Origin of the sequence: Gemmiger gallinarum (genome assembly GCF_014982805.1) — a bacterium.
Taxonomy (GTDB): Bacteria; Bacillota; Clostridia; order Oscillospirales; family Ruminococcaceae; genus Gemmiger; species Gemmiger gallinarum.
Genome location: NZ_JADCKC010000003.1, coordinates 458,105 through 480,869 on the forward strand (window position 1 = coordinate 458,105; position 22,765 = coordinate 480,869).

Below are 22,765 nucleotides of genomic sequence, written 5' to 3' on the forward strand. Positions count from 1 at the left end.
CCTGCCGCAGCCCCCGGCGAAACCGGGATTTTCTGCCCCCGGGCGGGGCTTGAGGCGGCATGGCATATCAGGATTAGTATACCACACTCATGGCAGTGCCGCAATGCCGAGGAGCATGGTCAGACAGCCTGCCGCAGCCCCCGCGGCACCTGCTGCGCCGCCCCGCAAAGCCTGGGGCAGCAGCTGGGCCAGGGACACCCACAGCATGACCCCCGCCACCATCACCACGGTACCGTTGACCAGTCCCGGCGTCAGTACCTCCCGCAGAAGCAGCCAGGCAAGAATTGCCCCCAGAGGTTCGGCCAGTCCGGAGGCAAAGGCTGCCCCGGCGGCCCGTCCCCGCCTGCCGGTGGCGTAGGCCAGAGGAGCCGCCAGAGCAAGACCTTCCGGGATATTGTGCAGCGCCACAGCCAGGGCGGTGCGGGCGCCCAAAGCAGGGTCGGAGGCCCCTGCAAACAGAGTCAGCACCCCCTCGGGCAGATTGTGCAGCACCAGCGCCGCCCCTGTGGCCAGAGCCGCCCGCAGCACCGCCGCCCGGGAGGCATCCCCGCTGCACCGGGCGGCCAGGTCGGCCTCGTCGGGCAGTGCACCGGACAAAAACGCCGCCGCACAGATTCCCGCCAGCAGAATGGATGCCACCGCCGCCCCGCAGGCCAGAGGCGGCAGATAGGCCGAGTAAAAAGCAATGGCCTGGGGTGCCAGATCGGCCAGGCTGACCGTGAGCATGATGCCCCCCGCAAACCCCATGCTGACGGCCAGCAGCCGGGGCGTGGGGCGCAGCAAAACAGCCAGGATTCCTCCCAGCCCGGTGGACTGTCCGGCCAGCAGCGTCATGACAAACGGTGAAGTCAGCATCGCAATCCCTCCCGCCCATAGGTATGCGGGACGGCGGGCGGTTATGGCCGGAGCTGTATTTCTCCGGGCCTTTCTTCCTCCGGGAGGGCTTGGGGCAGCAAAAAGGCCCTTCCCTGCGGGAGGGAAGGGTCGGGGTCTCATTTCTGCCCGGAGGCAGAGGTTTCAGCAGCGGGGGCAGGGCTTTTGCCGGTAGCCAGGGTGGAGCCCACAATGGCGGCAAACATGAGCAGGCAGCCGGTGAGCTCGACGGGGGTAAGTTTCTGTCCCAGCAGAGCCCAGCCCGCCAGCGCGCCGAAGACGCTTTCCAGGCACATGGCCAGGCTGGCGATGGTGGGGTCCAGACCCCGCTGGCCGATGATCTGCAGGGTATAGCCCACACCGCTGGAGAGGATGCCGCAGTACAGGATGGACAGCCCGGCGCCCCGGATCTGCTGCCAGTCGGGGTGCTCGACCAGGAACATGAAGATGGTGGACAGCACCGAGGTGGTCAGAAACTGATAGAAACTGAGCAGAACACCGTCCACCTTGGGGCTGTAATGTCCCACCAGCAGGATCTGTACCGCAAACAACAGGGCGCACAGAAGCAGCTTGAGCTCACTCACCGAGAGGGAGAGGGTATCGTGTCCTGCCATGCAGAGCAGATACAGACCCGCCACGCTGGCTGCCACGCAGATCCAGATGCGCCGGTCAGGGCGTCGGCCCAGAAAGACGCCGCAGACCGGCACCAGCACCACATACAGGGCAGTGAGAAAGCTGGCCTTTGCCGTGGAGACTTCTCCCACAGCCATCTGCTGGGCAGCCGACGCGGCAAACAGAAAAATGCCGCAGAAGATGCCGCCCCGCAGGGCGACGGCGTGGGGCGCCGGGGTCACGGCGGGACGGACATGGCGTGCAGCGGCCAGACGGCGGCGCACCGCCAGCAGCACCACCAGGAAAAGGCAGGCCAGCCAGCTGCGGCAGGCCAGGAAGGCATACGCTTCCACATAGCCGCTGCCCACCGACTGTGCCGCAAAGGCCATGCCCCAGACCAGCGCTCCCAGCACGAGCAGCGCGGTGTTTCGCACCTGTCTCACATTCATCTGTTGTTCTCCTCTCTGTTTTCCCGCCCGGGCAGGCCCGGGCACAAAAAAGCGCCGGCCTCCGGGTGGATGCCCTGTCCGGGCATTCCCCCGCCAAAGCCGGCGGCCACAGTTGTTCCGTTTCCGGGATCAGGTATCGTCGTCCTCTGTCTGGACCAGCGCATCGTCGGTCAGGCCGGAGATGGTCATGCCTCCTGTAACGCGGGCAACGGTCGAGTCAAAGCTGACTCTCGCCTTGTACTTTTTGCCCGGCGTCAGACCGCCGATATCATAGGTGTAGCAGGTCTCGTCGGAAGAGATGGTAAAGTAGATGGTGCTGCCCGCCACATAGCTGGTGGTTGTCCCGTCTTCAGACAATTCCCACAAAGCGACCTTGTAGGCAGTGTAGCTGGTAGTGGCATCGATGGAGCCATAGGAGGTCACCGTCACCGTATCACCGGCAGGGGTGAAAAAGTCGGTGCTGTAGTACTGCATGTCTTTAAACGAGAGATACAGCGTGCCGTCCTGCAGCAGAGCGTTGGTGCCGCTGGCGTCAAATCCTTCCGGGTAGGTGATGGACCCGCCCTCAGTGGCCATGGTTTCGGTGGCTTCATCCTCCTCCTCGTCCGCGGTGGTAAAGCCCAGTGCCTGAACCATACCGATGACCATATCCTGTGCGACTTTTTTGGGGCTGCAGGCCGTCAGGGCAAGAGCCATGACCGCCGCCATTCCAAGCGCCAGTACACGATGATGCAATTTCATATGGAAAAACCTCCAGGGTATCGTTGTTTGCACAGCGGCCGGCGCCAGGCGCCGGTTGTCTGTTCCATTATACCCCATTTGCTCCCCGTCCACAAGCGAAAGTTTTGTAAATCCCGGCGGGCTCCCGCCATGCAAAAAACGCCCCGTCTCCCTTCCAAAGGCGGGAGGCAGGGCGCATGGGTACGGATACCTTACAGCGCAGCGTCGGAGTTTTTGCGCAGGTCCTCCAGCGTAATGCTGTCGGCATAGCGGTTGATGACCTCATTGAGGCCCGCCCAGAATCCCAGTGTCCGGCACTGGCCGCGGCGGGGGCATTCCTCCGCGTCGGAGGCCAGGCAGGGAATGGAGGTCAGCTCCCCCTCAATGGCACGCAGGATCTCCCCTGCCGTATACTCCGACGCCGGGCGCGCCAGACGATAGCCGCCCTGGCTGCCCCGTCCGCTCACCACCAGCCCCGCCCGGGACAGCGGCGTGATAATCTGCTCCAGATATTTCAGGCTGATGTCCTGATGCTCGCTGACAGTCTTGAGGGGTACAAACTCATCCAGGCTGTGGCTGGCCAGCTCCAGCATGAGCCGCAGGGCATAACGGTCCTTGGTCGAAAACTTCATGCAGTAACAACTCCTGTATTGCGGACAAACCGGCATTTGCAGCCGCAGCAGTACGGCGCAGTTTTTTTAATATCATGTCCTGATTGATCGTGTATATATCATAGCAAGATTCTATGGGTTGTGCAAGAGTATCCGTTTAATTTGAACACCGCGTCAAAAATCAACGGTGCCGCATGAATTTTGCGGGGTAAAATTTTCCCAAAAACGGATATTTTAAGACAAATCGCATGTTTTTTGCAAAAAGGCGGTTGACAGACGCGGCGGGGGTTGCTATACTCTAAACCGTGAAAACCGCTCGCTTTGAGCGTCAGGGAAGGAGATGCCGTCGATGTACCGTCGTGATGCCATGATGATGTGCATGTACAGTATGCCGCGGCAGCCTGTGCTTGCTTCCCTGTGTGCCTTTTCGGGTGTATGACGGGAAATTCAAGGGGCAGGACGCCGCAGGCGTCCTGCCCCTTTTCTTTTTGTCCGCATCCGCCGCGTCGGTTTTTGCAAACGATCGAGAGAGGAGGTTTCTGCATGAAAACCGGTCCCGCCTGCAAACAGCCCGGCATCCGAATGTGCCCTGCCGATCTTTTTTCCGCCACCCGATTCTTTTGCAGAAACATACCAAACAGGAGGATTTCATCATGAAAAAGTTTATTTCCGCCGCGCTGGCCGCTGTGCTGGCCCTCAGCCTGGCCGCCTGCGGTCAGGGCAGTTCTTCGTCCGCCGCCAGCAACTCCGCTGCCGATGCATCCCAGAGCAGCCAGGCAGCCGCATCCGATGAGACCGCCGCCGACTTCACCGGCGACGGCTTTGACGAGAGCATCGACTATGCCTCTCTGGACGGCACCACCATCAAGGTGGCCGCCTCCCCCACGCCCCACGCCGAGATTCTGGCCGTGGCCGGGGACATTCTGGCCCAGGCTGGCATCAAGCTGGAAGTCGTCGAGTTCACCGACTACGTCCAGCCCAACATGGTCACCGAGAGCGGCGAGGTGGACGCCAACTACTTCCAGCATCAGGACTATCTGAACAACTTCAATGAGGAAAACGGCACTCATCTGGTCTCGGTGGCTGAGATCCACTACGAGCCTCTGGGACTGTACCCGGGCAAGACCAAGAGCATTGACGAGCTGGCCGACGGCGCCAAGATCTCGGTGCCCAACGACACCAGCAACGAGGCCCGCGCCCTGCAGCTGCTGGCCGCCCAGGGCCTGATCGAGCTGGACCCTGACGCCGGTCTGACCGCCACCAAGAACGACATCACCTCCAACCCCAAGAACCTGGAGATCGTGGAGATGGAGGCTGCTCAGCTGCCCCGCACTCTGGCCGATGTGGACATGGCCGTCATCAACGGCAACTACGCCACCCAGGCAGGCTTCTCCTCCGCCAAGGACGCCCTGGCCGCCGAGAGCGCCGACTCCGAGGCCGCCCAGATCTACCCCAACGTCCTGGTGGTCAAGGAAGGCCGTGAGAACGACCCCGCCATCCTGGCTCTGGCTGCCGCCCTCAAGAGCGAGGCCGTCCGCAGCTTCATCGACGAGACCTACGGCGGTGCGGTGGTCCCCCTGTTCTGAGCGCCTTTCCCATCGCCCCATACCTTATATAATTGACCGGCCCTGTCCGGCACCCCAGGAGGTCCTTTGCAGATGATCGAGATACAAAACCTGACCAAGCGCTTTACCACCCAGAGCGGCACCGTCGTTGCTCTGGAGGACATTTCGCTGACCATCCGGGATGGCGACATCTTCGGCATCATCGGCATGTCCGGCGCGGGCAAATCCACGCTGGTGCGCTGCATCAACATGCTGGAGCGCCCCGACGAGGGTTTGGTGGCCGTCAACGGCCGCGAGATGCAGACTCTCTCCCCCGCCGAGCTCCGTTCCGCCCGGCGTGAGATCGCCATGATCTTCCAGCAGTTCAACCTGCTGATGCAGCGAAACTGCCTGAAAAACGTCTGCTTTCCCCTGGAGCTGGCCGGCCGTCCCAAGGCCGAGGCGGAGGCCCGCGCCCGCCAGCTGCTGGAGCTGGTAGGCCTGCCCGACAAGGCGGAAGCCTACCCGGCCCAGCTTTCGGGCGGACAGAAACAGCGCATTGCCATTGCCCGTGCCCTGGCCACCGATCCCAAGGTGCTTCTGTGCGACGAAGCCACCAGCGCCCTGGACCCCAACACTACCCACTCCATCCTGCAGCTCATCAAGCAGATCAACCGGGAGCTGGGCATCACCGTGGTGGTCATCACCCACCAGATGAGCGTGGTGGAGGAAATCTGCAACCGCGTGGCCATCCTGGACGGCGGCCATGTGGTGGAGCAGGGGGACGTGGGCCAGATCTTCTCCAACCCGCGCACCGCAGCCGCCCGCAAGCTGGTTTTCCCCGCGGGTGCGGCGCAGAGCGAGCTGGTCCCCGGCCGCCGGATGGTCCGGGTGGCCTTCAATGGCACCCAGACCACTGACAAGCCTCTGGTGGCCAGCCTGGCCATCGAGTGCAACGCCCTGGTGTCCATCATCGCGGCGGACACCCGCATCGTCAACGGCCAGACGCTGGGCAGCATGCTGCTGGCCCTGCCCGAGGACCAGGCCGCCGCACAGCGGGCCATCGACTACATTTCCAACTATCCCGGCCTGAGCTTTGAGGAGGTGAAGCAGGTATGAGCGCCTTTTTTGCATCGGATGAATGGCTGACCCTGGTGGACAATCTGCCCAACCTGCCCTTTGCCACCTGGGAGACTTTTTACGCCACTGTACTCTCCACCCTGCTGGCCATGGTCATCGGCCTGCCTTTGGGCGTATTGCTGGTGGTGGGCGAGAAGGACGGCATCCTGCCTCTGCCCCGCTGGCTTATGGCGGTCATCAACACCGTCATCAACCTGCTGCGCAGCGTGCCCTTCCTCATCCTCATGATCGCGGCCATCCCTTTGTCCCGGCTCATCATGGGCACCTCCATCGGCACCCTGGCCTCCATTGTCCCTCTGGTGGTGGCTTCCTTCCCCTTCGTGGCACGTCTGGTGGAAACCAGCCTGCGGGAGGTGGACGGCGGCGTCATTGAGGCCGCCCAGAGCATGGGCGCCACCCCCTTCCAGATCATCTCCCGGGTCATGGTGCCCGAAAGCCTGCCCAGCCTCGTGGCCAACGTCACCATCGCACTGACCACCATTCTGGGTTACTCCGCCATGGCCGGCATCATCGGCGGCGGCGGTCTGGGCCAGATCGCCATCAACTACGGCTACTACAAGTACAAGTACCTCATTATGGTGGTGGCTACCGTACTGCTGGTCATCCTGGTACAGGTTTTCCAGTCGGTGGGCACCTGGCTTTCCGTCCGCTGTGACAAGCGCCTGCGGCGGTAAGCGCCCTTTTTCAAAAGCAAGCCTGTACGGCGGGAACTCGCTCTGAATCAGAGCGGGTCCCCGCCGTACTTTTTTGTCTGAGCTCTTCCGCCATGGGCATTTTCGGCATTTTTGATAATTGCTTTCCAAAGTAAAAATTTGTTCAAGGTTTCTTGCCAAATTCTTCAAATTCCTTTTATAAGTTTTCCATAAGCGTCATATATACTGTAGGCATAGTCAAACAAGACTTACGGCACCAAGCGCCAATGCCGATACATCTACTGGTACTTCCGCCATGCGAGGGCAACAGCCCGGCGGAGGCCAGACAACCAACAATGCCGAAAGGCTTTTTATATAGATCGCATTTCCCCCCAAGCAAGCCCCGAAAGGAGGAGCCGGCTGCGTCATCCGATCCGGCCGCACTCCTCCTTTCGGCAGCATCGTTTTTTCTTTGCCTTCCTTTTTTGGTTTTTGCTTTTCCCATCTGTTCCCATCCAAAGCGAAACGGCAGCCCTCCGTTGCAGAGGGCTGCCGTTTTGTTTTTATTTTTGTATTGCGGCGTATTGCGGCCTTACCGGCCGGAATGCTGCTTCATATGGGCGCGCAGGCAATCCATGGTTTCCTCGCTGACCACATGTTCAATGCGGCAGGCATCCTGGGCCGCGATGTTCTCATCCACCCCCAGCATGGTCAGCACACTGGTGAGCAGCTGATGGCGGTCATAGACATGCTCCGCCACACTGCGGCCCTCCTCGGTGAGGGTGAGCGCGCCGTCGCGGGGGTCCATCCGGATCATACCGGCGGTGCGCAGCAGGCTGATGGCCCGGCTGACGCTGGGCTTGGTCACTCCCAGCCGCTCGGCCACATCGACGCTGCGCACGTATGCCTTCTCCTGGCTGAGGATCAGAATGGTTTCAAGATAGTCTTCGCGGGACTCGGTAGAGCGCATGGGCAAAAGGCCTCCTTCCGGCAGCGGCAGTCTCCGTCATCCGCTGCAAAAAGCGCATCCGGCAGACACCACATTCTGCGGGCTGCTGTTGATTTAGAATATTGTATACTTTTTTGGTGGTTCTGTAAAGCCCGCGCCTTGCTTCTTCCCGCTGGAAAAATACAAAACCACCGCAATCCTGACACGATACTCCATTGCGCAGACAGCCCCCAGCCGTTATGATTAAGCTAGAGATATTTCGTGATTTCTTCCTGCCCGCACGGGCAGGCTACCCAAGGAGGCAGGCTTATGCAATTTTCCGAATCCATGCTGGCCGATCCCAGAGTTTTTGCCCTGGGATGTCTGCCGGCCCATTCCTCCCACCGGTTCTGCTTCGGCAGCGGTGAAAGCTGCGAGCTGTCCCTGAACGGCACCTGGGGCTTTCGCTGGGCGCCCCGCCCCGACGCCGACTTCACCCCCTGGACCACCATCCGGGTCCCCGGCCACATCCAGCTGCAGGGCGGGCCCTCCTATCCCTTCGGCACGCCCCAGTACGTCAACAAGCAGTACCCCTGGGACGGCCACGAGCACATCCATCCGGGGCAGATCCCCCAGCGGTGGAACCCCACCGGCGAGTACCGCCGCACCTTTGTTCTGCCCGAGGGCTGGCAGCGCTGCCGCATCCGCTTTGAGGGCGCCGACAGTGCCCTGGCCCTGTGGTGCAACGGCAGCTTTGCGGGCTATTCCGAGAGCAGCTTCGACACCGCCGAGTTCGACCTGACCGAACTGGTCCACGGCGGGGAGAACGAACTGGTGGCCCGGGTCTACCGGTTCTCCTCCGGCAGCTGGATCGAGGATCAGGACTTCTGGCGGATGAGCGGTCTGTTCCGCCCCGTCACCCTCTTCACCACCCCCGACGCCCATCTGGCGGACATCCGGGTGCAAACAACCCTGGGCGCCGACGGCAGCGCCGCCGTGCAGGCCGACTGCCGCCTGGAGAACGCCCAAAATGCCTCCGCCCTGCGCCTGACGCTGGACGGCCGCACCTGGCAGCTGCCTGCCGGGGAGACGGTCTGCGTCAAGGCCGCCATCGCATCCCCCCGGCTGTGGAGTGCCGAGGCCCCCAACCTCTATCCCCTGTGTGTGGAACTGCTGGACGCCGACGGCGGCGTCATCGAGCGCAGTGATCTGGACATCGGCGTGCGGGAGTTCGGCATTCATGGCGGCGTCATGACCCTCAACGGCAGGCGCATCGTCTTCAAGGGGGTGGACCGCCACGAGTGGAGCGCCGAACACGGCCGGGCCGTCACCTATGAGGAGACCGAGTGGGACATCCTCAACCTCAAGCGGCACAACGTCAACGCCATCCGCACCAGCCACTATCCCAACCGCACCTTCCTCTACGACCTCTGCGACCGGTACGGCCTGTACGTCATCGACGAGGTCAATCTGGAGACCCACGGCAGCTGGGAAAAGCGCAACATCATCCAGCCTGACGAATACACCCTGCCCAACGGCCGCCCCGAATGGCGGGATGCCGTTTTAGCCCGGGCCGAGGCCATGTACCAGCGGGACAAAAACCACGCCTGCGTGCTGATCTGGAGCTGCGGCAACGAGAGCTTCGGCGGTGAGACCCTCAAGGCCATGCACGATTATCTCCATGCCGTGGACCCCGGCCGTGTGGTCCACTACGAGGGCGTGGCCCATGACCGCCGCTTCAACGATACCAGCGACATAGAAAGCCAGATGTATCCCTCTGCCGCCGCAGTCCGGGAATTTCTGGCGGAACACCGGGACAAGCCCATGATCCTGTGCGAGTACGGCCATTCCATGGGCAACTCCTGCGGCGCCCTGGAGGAATACACCGAGCTTGCCTGGCAGGAACCCCTGTATCAGGGCGGATTTTTGTGGGAATACATGGACCACGCCCTGTGGAAGCAGCTGCCGGACGGCCGCCGGGTGCTGGTCTACGGCGGAGACTTCGGGGAAGCCCCTCATGACGGAGAGTTCTGCGTGGATGGTCTGGTCACCGGCGACCGCCGCAACAGTGCCAAGATGCAGGCGGTGCGGGGCGTCTATCAGGACTTTGCCATGGAGGTGGACAAGGATGGCATCCGGCTGCACAACCGGACCCTCTTCACCAACCTGGACCGGTATGATCTCACCATTGCCCTGACCTGCAACGGCGAGGTCCGCCGCACCGTGACGCTGCATCAATCTCTGGCCCCCGGGGAGCGCTGCCCCCTCCCCCTGCCCTTTGCCCTGCCTGAGGCCGACGGCCTGTGGACGGTGGATGCGGCGGTCAGCCTGCGGGAGGATACCTCCTGGGCAAAGGCCGGGTTCGTGATCGCCCGGGGCCAGGGCATCTTCGACCGCCGGGCCGCGGCGGACAGTGTGCCTGCCGACGAAGCCCTCTTTGCCGACTGCGACTTCAACTACGGCGTGACCGACGGGGATTTCGGATTCATGATCAACCGCAATTCCGGCCGCCTGATTTCCCTGCGCCGGGGCGGCGTGGAGCTGCTGGCCGGACCTGCGGAGCTGAACTTCTGGCGGGCCCCCACCTGCAACGACGACGGCGCCGCCATGCCCTTCCATTTTGCCAAATGGGCCCAGGCGGGCCGCTATGCCCAGGCCGACAAAGTGGAGCGGGTGCGGGGCGGCATCCGGGTGCATTACCTTCTGGCCACCGAGGCTCGGGAGGGTGTGGAGGCATTGTGGAAGTTCGACAATGCCGGCCGCTGCACCGTCACCCTGACCTGGGAGGGAGATACGGTGGAGGTGCCGGAGTTCGGCCTGCTGCTGCCCCTGAACGTCGGGCTGGACCGGGTGTCCATTCTGGGACTGGGCCCTGAGGAAACCATGCCCGACCGGGAACGGGGTGCACTGTTCGGCCGGTGGGACTACCCCGTGGGCAAGGACGAGGACATCTACATGGTCCCCCAGGAAAACGGCGCCCGCACCGGTGTGGTGGAGGCTTCGGTCTCGGGGGACGGCATGCCTGCCCTGCGGCTGTCCACCCCGGGCAGCATGGTATTCTCCGCCGGGCACTGGACGCCCAATGAGCTGGAAAACGCCCGCCACTTCTGGCAGCTGCCGCCCGTCACCCGCACCATCGTGCGCTGTGCGGCAGGCGTCCGCGGCGCAGGCGGCGACGACAGCTGGGGCGCCCTGCCGCTGGCACCCTACCGCTATACCCTGCACCGGGGCGACAGCTTTACCCTGACGCTCTGGGTGGAATAAGCCATATACGCCACGAGGCGGGAGGAAATTTCCTCCCGCCTCGCTTTTTAGGGGACACACTTGCCCCCGCACACAACAAAAGCGCCCCGGAGCAGACAAGGCCCCGGGGCGTTCCCGACGGCGGTCACACCGCAGCCGGTATCATAATATACCATTACTGACGAATGGCGCGAACGACACGATTCAGATCGCTGTCGTTTTCGCAGACAATATTCACAGGGCTGCTGTAATCCAGGCTCATCATGCCCAGAATGCTCTTTGCGTCTGCGATGCTTCCCCGCATGTCATGCACGCCGACATCGTTTTCGCACTTGGCGGCGGCAGACACGATCCCCTGGACTTCGGAGAAGCTGGAAACCTTGACTTGTCTCACCATAATTCATTCCTCCATGATATAAGGGCAAGGGGACGGACAACCGTTTGTTGTCTTCCTGTCTTGCAATGTTATTATAGCACAAAACTTTTCCTTGATGATATTAACCAAAAAATCTTCAACAAATTCGTCACCATAACCAAAACCCATTTTTTCCCTCTGACAGGATTTGGATTAGAAGCACAAAATTATTTAAGTATTTTTTGCCATTTTCTCCTTTTTCGGTATTATTAGATTCATTTTATTGTATTATTAGTATTTAAATTTCCGTTTTGCAGCTTCAAGCCAACATTTTATCTAGCTCGGCAGGGTGCACAATGCACGATCCGGCACGCCGGGCCAGCGCACCCCGCACAGGGCGTCAGATTTGTAAAAATGTTGTATGCCGATGCAGGACAGTATTGTGATTCAATTCACGAATTATCGGTCTTGGCACCAAAAAGGCATATTCGCCGGTAAAGTTTGTGTCAACTCCGGGGACATTTTGTGCGGTGTTTTTTTACGGTGATTTGACTGTGGCATGGTTTCGCCGGGCAAAGTGTGAAACTATAATGAACTTGCTGCGAAACGGTACCCCGCCCTCCCGCAGCAAAGCAAACAAACCGAATCTGCTAAAAATCAAGGAGAGAGGATCTACATGAAAGACCTTACCAAACGTGCTGCTGCTCTGCTGGGCGCAGCCTCCCTGACCTTCAGCCTTGCGGCCTGCAGCACGCCCGCAAGCGAGGCTCCCGCCAGCAACAGCACTTCCACTGTCGCCCCCGCCGCTCCCACTGCCGAAACCGCTTCCACCGGCACTCCCAAGTACATTTTCCTGTTCATCGGCGACGGCATGAGCTATCCCCAGATTCAGAGCACCAACTACTATCTGTCCGCCCTGGAAAACGGCACCAGCATGGGCGGCGACGGCGCCGTCCTGCAGCATGAGGATGCCCTGAGCTTCCTGGATTTCCCTGTGGTGGGCAGCGCCCAGACCTATGACAGCACCTCCTTCTGCCCCGACTCCGCCTCCACCGCCACCTCCATCTCCACCGGTCACAAGACCTACAGCGGCACCATCAACATGGACGAGACCGGCACCGTCGCCTACGAGACCATCAGCGAAAAGCTGAAGGACCAGCTGGGCTACAAGATCGGCGTCATCTCCAGCGTCAACATCAACCACGCCACCCCCGCGGCCTTCTACTGCCATCAGGTCAGCCGCAACAACTACTATGACATCGGTCTGGAAATGATCGACAGCGGCTTCGATTACTTCGCAGGCGGCGCCCTGCTCCAGCCTACCGGCAAGGACGAGGACCAGACCGACCTGTACACCCTGGCCCAGCAGGCCGGCTACACCGTGGTCAAGACCCAGGCGGAGGCCGAGGCCGTCACCGCCGACACCGGCAAGGCCATCCTCATTGACGAGCACCTGGCCGACGGCGATGCCATGGCCTACGAGGTCGACCGCACCGACGACATGTGGAGCCTGGCCGACTACGTGGAGAAAGGCATTGAATGCCTGGACAACGACACCGGCTTCTTCATGATGGTGGAGGGCGGCAAGATCGACTGGGCCTGCCACGCCAACGACGCCGCTTCCACCCTGCACGACACCCAGGCCCTGTCCGATGCTGTCCAGAAGGCCATTGACTTCTACAACGAGCATCCCGACGAGACGCTGATCCTGGTCACCGGCGACCACGAGACCGGCGGCATGACCATCGGCTACGCGGGCACCAACTACGACACCTTCCTGCAGAATCTGGCCAACCAGAAGATCAGCTACGCCAAGTTCGACAGCGATTACGTGGCCTCCTACAAGGAGAACAACACCAGCTTTGACGAGGTTCTGGACGACGTGGCCGACCTGTTCGGCCTGGTGACCGAGGAAGCCTCCGGCCAGCAGGGCGAGAGCGGCGTCACCGTGGACAACGCCGACAGCCATCCCACCGGCGTCACCTCCGGCAGCCTGGTCATGACCGACTACGAGCTGGGCCTGCTTAAGGATGCCTACGACCTGACCATGACCAAGACCGACGACACCGAGCTGACCCAGGCCGAGTACGTTCTGTACGGCAGCTATGAGCCCCTGAGCGTCACCATCACCCACATTCTCAACAACAAGTCGGGCATCGACTTCACCAGCTACAGCCACACCGGCCTGCCCGTCGCCGTCTTTGCCATGGGCGAGGGCCAGGACCTGTTTGCCGGCTACTACGACAACACCAACATCTACAACAATCTGGCCCAGCTGACCGGCGTGGCCTGATGGTTTGCGCAGGGCTCCTTTGAGCCTGCACGGTTTCTTCTGCCCGTCTCCGCTTCGGCGTTCCTTCCGCCCGGCGGAGACCTTTTATTGTTCTTATTGTTCCGCCGCGGCCGGCAGCCGCCATCGCCATTGAATAAGGAGAGTACATACAACCTATGCGTGCAAAAATCCTGGGCTTTTTCAAACGGATCTGGGGCGAGCAGCCCTCCGCCTGGCGGGTGCTGGTGCCCGGCCTGATCCTGACCGTGATTCTGATGCTCCTCCCCACCGGCTACGAGGGTGCGCAGATCTATCAGGGCACCGACAAGGTCCGCGCCACCGTGCTGGAAACCGACAACAGCACCATCATCAGCACCGGCCTGATCCAGAACGGCGAGCAGCGCTGCACCCTGCGCATTGAGGAAGGCCGGTTTGCCGGCCAGACAGCCCAGGCCGTCAACCTGCTCACCGGCAGCCTGGAACAGGACAAGATCTTTGCCCCCGGGGACAGCGCCCTGGTGGTGGTCAGCCATGCCGACGGCGCCATCACCTCGGTCACCATGATCGACCACTACCGCATCAGCTGGGAGCTTCTGCTGGCTGCCGTCTTTACCCTGTTCCTCATCCTCTTCGCCGGACCCGGCGGCCTGCGGGCCATCCTCTCCTTCGTCATTACGGTGCTGGCCATCTGGAAGATCATGGTCCCCGCCACCCTGCGCGGCGCCAATCCCATTCTGGTGGGCCTGCTGCTGGTGGCCCTGCTCACCGTGGTCATCATCGTCTTTGTCTACGGCTTTGACCGCCGCAGTCTCACCGCCATTCTGGGCAGCATGCTGGGCGTCTGCACCGCCTGCGTGCTGGGTGTCGCCTTCACCAGCGTGCTGCACATCCACGGCGCCGTCATGGCCAACAGCGAGTCGCTGCTCTACGCGGGATACCAGGACCTCAACCTCACCCGCATCTTTATGGCCAGCATCTTCATCGGGGCCTCCGGCGCCATGATGGACCTGTCGGTGGACATCACCAGCGGCATCTGCGAGGTAGTGCGCAAAAAGCCCGGCGTCCGTCCCTGGGAGGCGGTAGGCAGCGGCATCCGCATTGGTCAGGCCGCCATGGGCACCATGACCACCACCCTGCTGCTGGCCTACTCCGGTGGATACCTGGCCCAGCTCATGGTCTTTATGGCCCAGGGCACACCGCTGGTCAACATCTTCAACTACAAGTATGTGGCCAGTGAGCTGCTCCAGACGCTGGTGGGCAGCTTTGCCCTTGTCACCGTGGCCCCCTTCACGGCTGTGGTAGGCGGCTTCCTGCTGACCCGCCGGGGCGCTGTGCCCGCAGACGCGGGCGCGGCAGCCCGCCCCGAGGATGCCGCCGCGCCGCAGTCCTCCGACGACCCAGCCGCTTCCGCCTCCGTCTGACGGTGTTCTGCCGGTTTCGGACAAATCATACAAAAACGCCCTGCCGGGCTGCAGCAGTCTGCTGTCCGGCAGGGCGTTTTTGACGGTTTCTCCCGGTGGCGGCCGGGTCAGGAGGCCGGAGGCAGCTCAGTCACCGCCCGCAGCACCGCCTTGCGGTGGAGCCGCCGCACCCAGCGGTATTCCAGGTGCATCTGCTCCGAGATCTCGGTGAGGGTCTGCCCCAGCAGATACCGGCGGCGCAGAAGTTCCCGCTGGGTGGGATCGAACACGGTGGAGATGGACCACTGCACCTCCGACCGGATGCGATGGGTGTCTGCGGCAGCCGCCGCACACCGGGTCTCCGCCCGCATCAGACGCTCCGCCGCCCGGCCGGTCCGGTCACTGTGTCCCGAAGCCCGGGGCATTCCGTCCACCGCCGGGGCATGGCAGAGCACCATCCCCCTGGCCTGCTCCAGATCCATGGCCAGCAGCTGCTGGCGCCGCAGCGCCTTGCGGTAACGGCTCAGCCACTGAATCTTTTCCTCCGTCTGTTCTCTCTGTGTTCTGTCCATGGCAGCCCTCCTGCTCCTCTTTTTCCTCGTCCAGCACCTGCGCAAAACAGCGTGGCCAAAGGCAATAACCGGTTCCCTCGCACCGCCACCGACAGCGCGAACATCTCTCACTCCCTGCCCTCATGTGCGCCCCTCCTGTCGGGATGCTCCGCCCTGCACCGCCAGGGGTTCTTCCCATATTTCCAGCGTCAGGGTCAGCCGCCCGGCCAGGCAGAGGTCTCCCTCCCGGCCGCCGCAGCTCTCCCGCAGCGCCTCCGCCAGAAGCGGCTGCAGCTCCCGGCCGCCGATCTCAAAGGTCCCGTACCGGTCGGCACGTACACACCCCGCTCCCCTCATCCGTATCCGCTTGTGCATTGCAGTGTCCCTCCCAAAAACTCTCGATTTCCTCGCCGTACAGGGCCGCAAAAGCCCGCCGAGCTCCCGCATCCCGCAAAATTTCCTCCAAAGTCTCGGCCGGGTCGGGCCGGTTTCGCCCCCGGCTGTACCATCGCACTCCCTTGTCTCTTTCCAGGGCAGCAGCCCTCCCTTCCCGCCTTTTCCAGCGGTTGTGCCAATCAGTCCCATTTATCGTCCTCTCCTGAAGATATAATAAGGATTACAGCTTTCCTTTTGCCGGATGGCGCCCGCGGCGGTGCACTCGTCCGCTGTGCTGTCCGGCTCCCCCGCGGCAGTTTTTTCATAAAATTTGCCGCAGGGACGGGTTTTGTCTTGACTTTTACGCATTTACGTAATATAGTAAACGCAAGACCTGTAAATTACGCGATCACGTTACGATGTTCAGTATAATATGTCTTTGCGTATTTTTCAATAACAAATTTCGCTTTCGTGTAATTTCAGCAAATCCCACAGGGAAAGGGTGTTTTTTGTTGTGAACCTTTATCAGCGCATCGAGGCCCTGTGCAACGCCCGGGGCATCACCATCACCGACCTATGCCGTGAGAGCGGAGTCAGCCGCAGTTCGCTGTCCGACCTGAAGACGGGACGCAAACAGTCGCTGGCAGCGCAGTCGCTGGCAAAGATTGCGGGGTATTTTGGGGTCAGCGTGGACAGTCTGCTGGGCTGCGAAAGCTCGGATGAGATGGGCTTTGACGATTTCACCTATGCGCTCTTCCACGAGACAAAGGAGCTGACCCAGGAGAATAAGGAGAAGCTGCTGGAGATGGCACGGTTTTTCCGGGATCAGCAGCAGAAAGGGAAATAAGGGTATGCAGCTTTGCGAGGTATATGACGACGCCCGGCGTGCGGGCGCCAGGATCTATGCCTATGACATCGGGTTTGCCGACGCCGTCACCGTGGAGGTGAACGGCGCCTACGGTATATTTGTGGATTTCTCCCGGGGGAAGGACTGGCGGCGGCTGAGCTGGCAGCTGGCCCACGAGATCGGTCACTGTGCCACCGGGTGCACACACAAGGTTTCCAGCCGCCACGATCTGATTGCCCGGCACGAGTACAAGGCCGACCGCTGGGCGATCACCCGCTACCTGAGCGTGGAAGCCCTGCGTCGGGCCATGGCCGCCGGCTACACCGAACCCTGGCAGCTGGCGGAATACTTTGACCTGCCGCAGAAAGCCGTGGAGCAGGCGCTGTATTACTGGACCCAGTGCCGGGGTGTCGACTTCAACACCGGCAGAAGCCGGGACCTGTAAGAGAAAATGTGAAATTCAATGGTTGGCAAGCCGGCGCAAACCTGATATAATAAAGAGTAGCTTTGGCGAAACTCCGGTTTTGCCCATGCGGGCCATTAGCTCAGTTGGTCAGAGCTGGCGGCTCATAACCTGTTAGTTTAACCAAAATTTTCTTCCAAAACAACGATTTAACGTCATTTATTTTCACTGTTACTTCTAAAAATGCCGTTTTGGCTACGGATTGGCTACGAGATGGTGTTTTAGGAGTTCTTCAATATAGTTATGTGGGCCAGTAGCTCAGCTGGTCAGAGCTGTCGGCTCATAACCGATTGGTCGCGGGTTCAATCCCTGCCTGGCCCACCAAAAAGAACGTGCCTACGTCAATTTTTAATGACAGGGCACGTTCTTTCTTTAGGTTCCGTACAGTTCACGGCTCAACTGATTACGGATGGATTCTTGCCGCTTTTTGTACTGCTGGGTGTAGATCATCAGGGTTGTACTGGGCTGGGCATGGCCTGCTTCTGCTGCCACCGTAGCGACACCAATATCAGGATTTGACATCAGGATGCTGACAAAGGTATGCCGGAACATATGCGGATGAAGGTGGCGGATACCGGCCTTGTCGCCGATTCTTTTGACGATGGAGGCATAGCTGTCCGGGCTTAGCGGCCAACCATGATCGTCGGAGATCACGAAATTGTTTCCTGCCAGCGCCCTGAGCGAATCTGGGTACTTGCACCGCTTTTTTTCGATGGAGGTTTGCCAGCTGGCTCCCATCAGCTTTCTCTGGCATTTCCAGAAATCATAGTATTTCTTCATGGCTTCCATGAATTCGGGTGCCACATCAATGTACCGGTCATTGGATTCTTTGGTGGTCGTCAGCTGATAGCCATATGTATCAAAGACCAAAAGCGATTTGTAAACATGGACCGTACATTGTTTGAAATCCAGGTCCTCCCATGTCAGGCCAGCCAGTTCTCCGCGCCGCATACCGGTATTGAGGAGAGCCAAAACGATAGCCTGCTCTGTCATATTGCAATTCGGGAGGTAATTCAGCAGCGTTTTGACCTCGTCCTCATGAAGGCAGTCCACGAAGCGGGGACGCGATCTTTTTTCAGGAAGGGCGAAAGCTGGCTGAACGGTGCCGTAATGGTCAGAAGCAAACTGTAAAACCTGTCGTGCAAAAAGAGCATATTCCCGCAGTGTTTTCCCTGCCAATGCTGTTTCTGTCGATTCAAACCGAAACGCCTGATCGACACCGACACCGAGCGCTTTGGAAATTTCCTCAGCCGAATGGCGTGTCACGTTTTTGCCCCGGAAAGCCTCTGCCATGGTATAGGCAGTCACATCACAATCAACTGTGAGTTTATTAAAAGACTTCCTCTTGAAAGCCTTTGCTTCGGGGCGCAGAAATGCTTTCTCTTGAACTTTCGTTCCATCTTCTTCGATCTCGTCAATCAGCTTTTTGTAGTCAACCTTTGTGATTTGAGAAACAGGCTTTTCAGCAAACCACGGAGCAACACTGACAATCCGTTTAAGATAGTTTTCCTTGTTCCGGGTGGTATTCGCCTTGTTTTTGCGGCTGTCAAAATTACCGCGAAGGCGAGCCGAAGGGGCCAGGCGAGCCTTGGTGTCCGAGATGTATTCCTCTGCTACCTCTGCAAAGCTCTTGTTTGCGTCACTGTCTTCCTGATCCACCTTTTCCTGTTCGCTTTTTTCAAATTCAACGGCGGCGGCCATAGCGGCAGCAGTGCGTGATTTCAATGTGCGTAGTTTCTGGGGATCAAAATCGAAGCGCGAATAGCGACGTTCCAGATTCCCGTTCACCATTACATTGGCGGTGATTTTGAAATACTTGGGTTTGTTCTGCGGGGTCATCAATTTTACGGATGCCATCTGTAAAAGACAAGTTATGGGCTAAATCATCCACTGGCACACTAGTAACAGAAATATGCAAAATATACTCTGTCTGAGTTTCGGTATCTTCACTTTCCTCAGATCCATCCCCGCTGTCTGCGGGAACTTCCACTTCCTCCACCTCGCTTTCGATGCGGTGCATCATCCAGAAGGTGCCGATAAGCAAGTCAGCCTTTTCGCGGTCAATGACAATGACATCATCGTCCCCGTTCAGGTTCTGGTTGACCGCAAAGACAGCCAGCACCTCCGGCCAGTAGCTGGCCCAGGTGTGGCCGTCCTCGTATTCATAATGAAATTCCACGTTGCTGCACTCCGGGTGGTTCGCCACCAGATCACTGATGGTTTCACCAAATTCGGTGTTGGCTTCCAGCACAATCTCTTCGATGGGAATGCTGTTGGGATCGCCGCTTTCATCGGCAAAAAGGATGCCCATCGGGCTACCCAAAATAGCGGCAGCTGCACCGATCACCAGTGCGAGTATCAAAACCACGCCACCGGCTCCAACCAGATATATCAAGGCATTCACAACGGCGCTGGCTGCATGGGCCAGCAGTTGTTTCAGCTTCCCCAGTAGATAGTTGGCCAATCGTTGTAGCTGTTCTCTCACCGGTTTGCTGGAAGTGCGGGGCAGCTTGGGTGTGGGCATCGAGTGGGTTGCCGCACGGCGTGCTTCTGTTTCAGCCAGTTTTTTTCGTACCGACTTGACCAGAATCACCCGTTTGCGCAGAACCTGCTTGCGGTCTGGCAAGGACGGTTTACCCTTTGGAACCGGATTCGGTACCTTTTGCGATGCCTTTACTTTGATAGCTTGCTGCTGGATTGCTTTACGACGAAACCGCGTTTTTCTTGTAGCCTGTGTTTCCGTTGGAACAGCGGTGTTGTGGGGTGGCGTCGGTGAAGATGTTTCGCCGGTGGATGCTTTAGCGGCCTGCCGTTTCAGCAAAAGCCTTCGATACATTTTGTACGGTACTTTGGTGGATTGGAAAGTAAAATCCGCCGCATCTCCGACTGTCTCTTTTGCTTTATCTTCGACCTTTTGCTGTGCATAGTTATCGGAAGGTCCTTCCCCAGTCGCACCGTCCCTTATTTCTTGACCGGCTTGTTTGGCGTGGGCCTGTGCCTGATAAGCCGTGCGCAGCGCCGTTTTCTTAGCCAGATTTTTTACTGGGTTCAGTTTCTTCTCTTTTCGCACTGTTATCGTTCTCCTTGCTCACGGGATGGCTTTTTCTTCGGTTTGCCCATCAGGTTATCGTAGACTTTGGGCGTCACACGAAAATAGCCGACGCCCTCAGCCGATTCGATAAAGAAGTGCGGCTCCCGAAAATGCTGTTTCATGTATGCCATTTGATCAGGCGGCAAACTGCACAAGCTCCCGCCATCCTCTGTATCGCACAAACCGCAGAGAAGGAAGTTGCCCGCAATGGCGTCGCCAATTTCCGGCAAAGCACGATTCAAGGGCAAACCCAACAGCTTGCCTTCATCGTGGCAAACCAGCCCCACCGAACGGTCCGGCCACGGGTAGACGATTTCAATGGTGCCGCCGACCTGCTTTTGCAGCTCCTGCAAAGTATGCGGCATGGTAATCTCCACAGGATACTTTCCGGGCTGAACAAGGAGAACCGTCATCATGTCATTGTCCATAGCATTCTTGCTCCTTTTTCCAAAATAAAGAAAAGGCGAAACCCATTTTCCTTACAGGAATAGAGTTTCGCCTTTGTTTTTTTGTTTGTCTTAAAGTTATTGTTCTGTATAAAGGTGGATGCACTCGTCAATAATGGCTTCAACTGTGTGGATCTGTGAAGGTGTGAGCAGGCGCAGTTTATCAGCCAAAATCAGTAAATCCTTATCCACAATGTCACCTGTGAGAAGATAGTCGGCACTGACACATAGCGCAGCTGCCAGTTTACGCAATGAATCGGGACGCATTGCACGCTTGCCTGATTCCGCATATGAAACGGCCTGTGTTGTCATATCGGACTTTTCTGCCAGTTCTTCCTGCGTGAGTCGCAGCTGTTTTCGCCGTTCGCAAATCCGTCGGGCCATTTCTTGTATGCAGAGTTCTTTTTCCTGTGCCAAGTTCGTGTCCTCCCTCGCGCTTTGTTAAATTATATCCACAATGCGCAAAAGAAATAATCGCGCTTTGTTGACATTTATCAACAAGTGGCGATATTATGGACCAAATGGAACAGGAGGCGTTAAAAATGCGTGAAAAAACCGTATGTTTTACAGGGCACAGGATAATAGAACCTGAAAAAAGGGCCTCACTTTTTGCTCAGCTGATAGATGAGATAAAGTCGCTGCTTGAAGCCGGGTATCGTTATTTCGGTGCAGGAGGTGCTTTGGGTTTTGATACGCTTGCCGCGCAGGCAGTATTAAAGTTGCGGGAAGAGTATCCACAGATTCGTTTGATCCTTGTTCTGCCCTGCAAAGAACAGACCAGAGGTTGGCCTGCTGCCGATGTAGATATATATAATGAAATCCTGCATCAGGCAGATAAAGTGGTGTACACAGCGGAACACTATTACCGGGGCTGCATGTTTAAGCGGAACCGCCATCTGGTTGACAACAGCAGCGTCTGCATCTGCTACCTGACATCTGATCACGGAGGCACGGCCTATACTGTGCGGTATGCCCAATCCCAGCAACTGAAGATTGTCAATTTGGCCGACACCATATAGATTATCGTTCCCATTTCGGCGGCTGAGATTCCAGTTCACGGCAATACTCGGGATACCGGAGCCGGATACCTTCCATGAAATAGGGTGCAAACTCGCAGTCAAAAAGATCATACGGCGTTGCGTATCCGTCAGTATTCCACCCATTCCAGAGGTTGAAAGCCAGCCGGGTGATCCGTTCCGTTCCACTGGTCTGCCAGCCGTCATTGATACAATCAGGGCGGATACAATCCTCTTCAAAGCCAAAGATTTTTTGGATGTTGTTCCGGGTATCGCTGCTGATACCCACGACATAGAAAAAGGCTTTGTGGTAGGGATCATCCTTTCTCGTCTGCTTGAGCACCTTATTATAAAATGCCAGATGTTCCCGATCCTTAAAACGAATTTCTGATTTCATTAGATTATCTCCTTATTGTGTGAACCAACAAAGCTGAGCATCCTCATTATGGAATAGTATATCATAATCTGAGAATCTAAGCTCACGATTGAACTTTTCCGTAGCTTTATTGGGTAAGGCTTGCAGGGCAAGCATTTCACGCCACAAATCCGGGTGATGGTCGTAAAGATGACGCAGTTCGGGCAGCTTCGCATTGGGACAAAACCAGCAACCATTGCGGTCCGTAAAGTCGTAGACCGGGGAAAGCAATCCATACCGGCGACACAGTTCCCATGCCTCTGCTTCACTGCACGCATACTGTTCCAACAGAGAAATTTGTTTTTCTTGCAGGCGCATAAGCCGGTCCTGCTCATCGGTGGCAAGGCCAACATACTGCTGCGTTTCTTGTGGCAGACATTTCATATACTTTTGAATGGGCCGCACTTTACAATCCCGTTGGATATTGCATCGTCCACATAGGGGAAAGCCTTTCAGCTTTCCTTTTCCTTTGCCTCGCTGGATGGTTTTGGTAAAGCACTCCTTGTAAGTAGTGTTTGCCCGTAGAATTTTTACATTCAAACCAGCCCGTCGAAGCCACGGAATTGCTGTTTCATAAATAAAGGTACGGTGTTCGGGAACCTCGCCGGAAATTTCTTTGTCAAACATCACCTCACAATAGACGATCTCGTCCAGCGGTTCGTGGTGCATCAAGGCAAGAATCACGGTGGCCAGACTGTCTTTGCCCATACTGCAAGAGCAAATTGTTTTTGGCATAGTTCCTCCAAAAAGATGCGGCCCTGCCAACGCAGGGCCGCTTGCTG

General features: G+C 58.5%; 23 protein-coding genes and 1 tRNA gene. 10 read left to right on the forward strand and 14 right to left on the reverse strand.

Going from position 1 to position 22,765, the window contains the following annotated elements:
* Positions 1-87 precede the first annotated feature (87 nt).
* The 4 genes from INF35_RS11320 to INF35_RS11335 form a co-directional block, all read right to left on the reverse strand.
* Positions 88-855 carry a ZIP family metal transporter gene (locus tag INF35_RS11320; protein ID WP_193502512.1) on the reverse strand — a complete coding sequence of 256 codons (768 nt, stop codon included), beginning with the start codon at positions 853-855 and terminating at the stop codon, positions 88-90.
* 137 nt (positions 856-992) lie between these two features.
* The gene (locus INF35_RS11325; protein WP_193502514.1) at positions 993-1,934 is read right to left on the reverse strand and encodes a DMT family transporter; all 942 of its coding nucleotides are present in this window, start codon (positions 1,932-1,934) and stop codon (positions 993-995) included.
* A gap of 129 nt (positions 1,935-2,063) precedes the next feature.
* A complete protein-coding gene (locus tag INF35_RS11330; RefSeq protein WP_193502516.1) occupies positions 2,064-2,675 on the reverse strand; it encodes a hypothetical protein in 612 nt (203 codons plus the stop codon).
* Positions 2,676-2,866: 191 nt separating this feature from the next.
* Positions 2,867-3,286, reverse strand: coding sequence for an RrF2 family transcriptional regulator (locus INF35_RS11335; protein WP_193502518.1), 420 nt, complete (start codon positions 3,284-3,286; stop codon positions 2,867-2,869).
* A 632-nt stretch (positions 3,287-3,918) separates the two neighbouring features.
* On the opposite strand from INF35_RS11335, the gene INF35_RS11340 reads away from it, so the two are divergent.
* The 3 genes from INF35_RS11340 to INF35_RS11350 all read left to right on the forward strand — a co-directional run bounded on the left by INF35_RS11340 (position 3,919) and on the right by INF35_RS11350 (position 6,623).
* On the forward strand, positions 3,919-4,851 hold the full coding sequence (locus tag INF35_RS11340; RefSeq protein WP_193502520.1) for a MetQ/NlpA family ABC transporter substrate-binding protein: 933 nt from the start codon (positions 3,919-3,921) through the stop codon (positions 4,849-4,851).
* 72 nt (positions 4,852-4,923) lie between these two features.
* Positions 4,924-5,928 carry a methionine ABC transporter ATP-binding protein gene (locus INF35_RS11345; RefSeq protein WP_193502522.1) on the forward strand — a complete coding sequence of 335 codons (1,005 nt, stop codon included), beginning with the start codon at positions 4,924-4,926 and terminating at the stop codon, positions 5,926-5,928.
* On the forward strand, positions 5,925-6,623 hold the full coding sequence (locus tag INF35_RS11350) for a methionine ABC transporter permease (RefSeq protein ID WP_193502524.1): 699 nt from the start codon (positions 5,925-5,927) through the stop codon (positions 6,621-6,623). The genes INF35_RS11345 and INF35_RS11350 overlap by 4 nt, the downstream gene beginning before the upstream one ends.
* A gap of 550 nt (positions 6,624-7,173) precedes the next feature.
* Here INF35_RS11350 and INF35_RS11355 read toward each other — a convergent pair.
* The gene (locus tag INF35_RS11355; RefSeq protein WP_193502526.1) at positions 7,174-7,551 is read right to left on the reverse strand and encodes a metal-dependent transcriptional regulator; all 378 of its coding nucleotides are present in this window, start codon (positions 7,549-7,551) and stop codon (positions 7,174-7,176) included.
* Between the two features lie 288 nt (positions 7,552-7,839).
* Between INF35_RS11355 and INF35_RS11360 the strand changes: the two genes are divergently transcribed.
* Complete coding sequence (locus tag INF35_RS11360) at positions 7,840-10,773, forward strand: glycoside hydrolase family 2 TIM barrel-domain containing protein (protein WP_193502528.1); 2,934 nt, start codon at positions 7,840-7,842, stop codon at positions 10,771-10,773.
* A gap of 154 nt (positions 10,774-10,927) precedes the next feature.
* Here the strand turns inward: INF35_RS11360 and INF35_RS11365 are convergent, their stop codons facing one another.
* Complete coding sequence (locus tag INF35_RS11365; protein WP_193502530.1) at positions 10,928-11,149, reverse strand: HPr family phosphocarrier protein; 222 nt, start codon at positions 11,147-11,149, stop codon at positions 10,928-10,930.
* Between the two features lie 634 nt (positions 11,150-11,783).
* Between INF35_RS11365 and INF35_RS11370 the strand changes: the two genes are divergently transcribed.
* A complete protein-coding gene (locus INF35_RS11370) occupies positions 11,784-13,400 on the forward strand; it encodes an alkaline phosphatase (protein ID WP_193502532.1) in 1,617 nt (538 codons plus the stop codon).
* 155 nt (positions 13,401-13,555) lie between these two features.
* On the forward strand, positions 13,556-14,800 hold the full coding sequence (locus INF35_RS11375) for a YibE/F family protein (protein WP_193502534.1): 1,245 nt from the start codon (positions 13,556-13,558) through the stop codon (positions 14,798-14,800).
* Between the two features lie 107 nt (positions 14,801-14,907).
* Here INF35_RS11375 and INF35_RS11380 read toward each other — a convergent pair whose 3' ends face one another.
* On the reverse strand, positions 14,908-15,351 hold the full coding sequence (locus INF35_RS11380; RefSeq protein WP_193502536.1) for a sigma factor-like helix-turn-helix DNA-binding protein: 444 nt from the start codon (positions 15,349-15,351) through the stop codon (positions 14,908-14,910).
* A gap of 120 nt (positions 15,352-15,471) precedes the next feature.
* Positions 15,472-15,705 carry a hypothetical protein gene (locus INF35_RS11385; RefSeq protein ID WP_193502538.1) on the reverse strand — a complete coding sequence of 78 codons (234 nt, stop codon included), beginning with the start codon at positions 15,703-15,705 and terminating at the stop codon, positions 15,472-15,474.
* A gap of 514 nt (positions 15,706-16,219) precedes the next feature.
* Here INF35_RS11385 and INF35_RS11390 point away from each other — a divergent pair.
* The 3 genes from INF35_RS11390 (at position 16,220) to INF35_RS11400 (ending at position 17,339) form a co-directional block, all read left to right on the forward strand.
* Positions 16,220-16,552, forward strand: coding sequence for a helix-turn-helix domain-containing protein (locus INF35_RS11390; protein WP_193502540.1), 333 nt, complete (start codon positions 16,220-16,222; stop codon positions 16,550-16,552).
* Positions 16,553-16,556: 4 nt separating this feature from the next.
* Positions 16,557-16,997 (forward strand): ImmA/IrrE family metallo-endopeptidase, encoded by a 441-nt coding sequence (locus INF35_RS11395; RefSeq protein WP_193502542.1) that lies wholly within the window; start codon positions 16,557-16,559, stop codon positions 16,995-16,997.
* A 265-nt stretch (positions 16,998-17,262) separates the two neighbouring features.
* A tRNA-Ile gene (locus INF35_RS11400) sits at positions 17,263-17,339 on the forward strand.
* Between the two features lie 48 nt (positions 17,340-17,387).
* Here the strand turns inward: INF35_RS11400 and INF35_RS11405 are convergent.
* From INF35_RS11405 to INF35_RS11420, 4 genes are all read right to left on the reverse strand, one after another.
* Positions 17,388-18,854 (reverse strand): site-specific integrase, encoded by a 1,467-nt coding sequence (locus INF35_RS11405; protein WP_235983236.1) that lies wholly within the window; start codon positions 18,852-18,854, stop codon positions 17,388-17,390.
* A complete protein-coding gene (locus INF35_RS11410; RefSeq protein ID WP_193502544.1) occupies positions 18,760-20,085 on the reverse strand; it encodes a hypothetical protein in 1,326 nt (441 codons plus the stop codon). Before INF35_RS11410 ends, INF35_RS11405 begins: the two co-directional genes overlap by 95 nt.
* A gap of 2 nt (positions 20,086-20,087) precedes the next feature.
* Positions 20,088-20,534, reverse strand: coding sequence for a DUF3846 domain-containing protein (locus INF35_RS11415; protein ID WP_193502546.1), 447 nt, complete (start codon positions 20,532-20,534; stop codon positions 20,088-20,090).
* 96 nt (positions 20,535-20,630) lie between these two features.
* Positions 20,631-20,969: a helix-turn-helix domain-containing protein gene (locus INF35_RS11420; RefSeq protein WP_193502548.1), complete on the reverse strand. Its 339-nt coding sequence runs from the start codon at positions 20,967-20,969 to the stop codon at positions 20,631-20,633.
* Between the two features lie 125 nt (positions 20,970-21,094).
* Here INF35_RS11420 and INF35_RS11425 point away from each other — a divergent pair, with 125 nt between their 5' ends.
* On the forward strand, positions 21,095-21,571 hold the full coding sequence (locus INF35_RS11425) for an SLOG family protein (protein ID WP_040918721.1): 477 nt from the start codon (positions 21,095-21,097) through the stop codon (positions 21,569-21,571).
* Between the two features lies 1 nt (position 21,572).
* On the opposite strand, the gene INF35_RS11430 is transcribed toward INF35_RS11425, so the two are convergent.
* Positions 21,573-21,965 (reverse strand): DUF6075 family protein, encoded by a 393-nt coding sequence (locus tag INF35_RS11430; RefSeq protein ID WP_193502550.1) that lies wholly within the window; start codon positions 21,963-21,965, stop codon positions 21,573-21,575.
* A 12-nt stretch (positions 21,966-21,977) separates the two neighbouring features.
* Positions 21,978-22,718: an adenine nucleotide alpha hydrolase family protein gene (locus tag INF35_RS11435; protein ID WP_040918723.1), complete on the reverse strand. Its 741-nt coding sequence runs from the start codon at positions 22,716-22,718 to the stop codon at positions 21,978-21,980.
* Between the last annotated feature and the right edge of the window lie 47 nt (positions 22,719-22,765).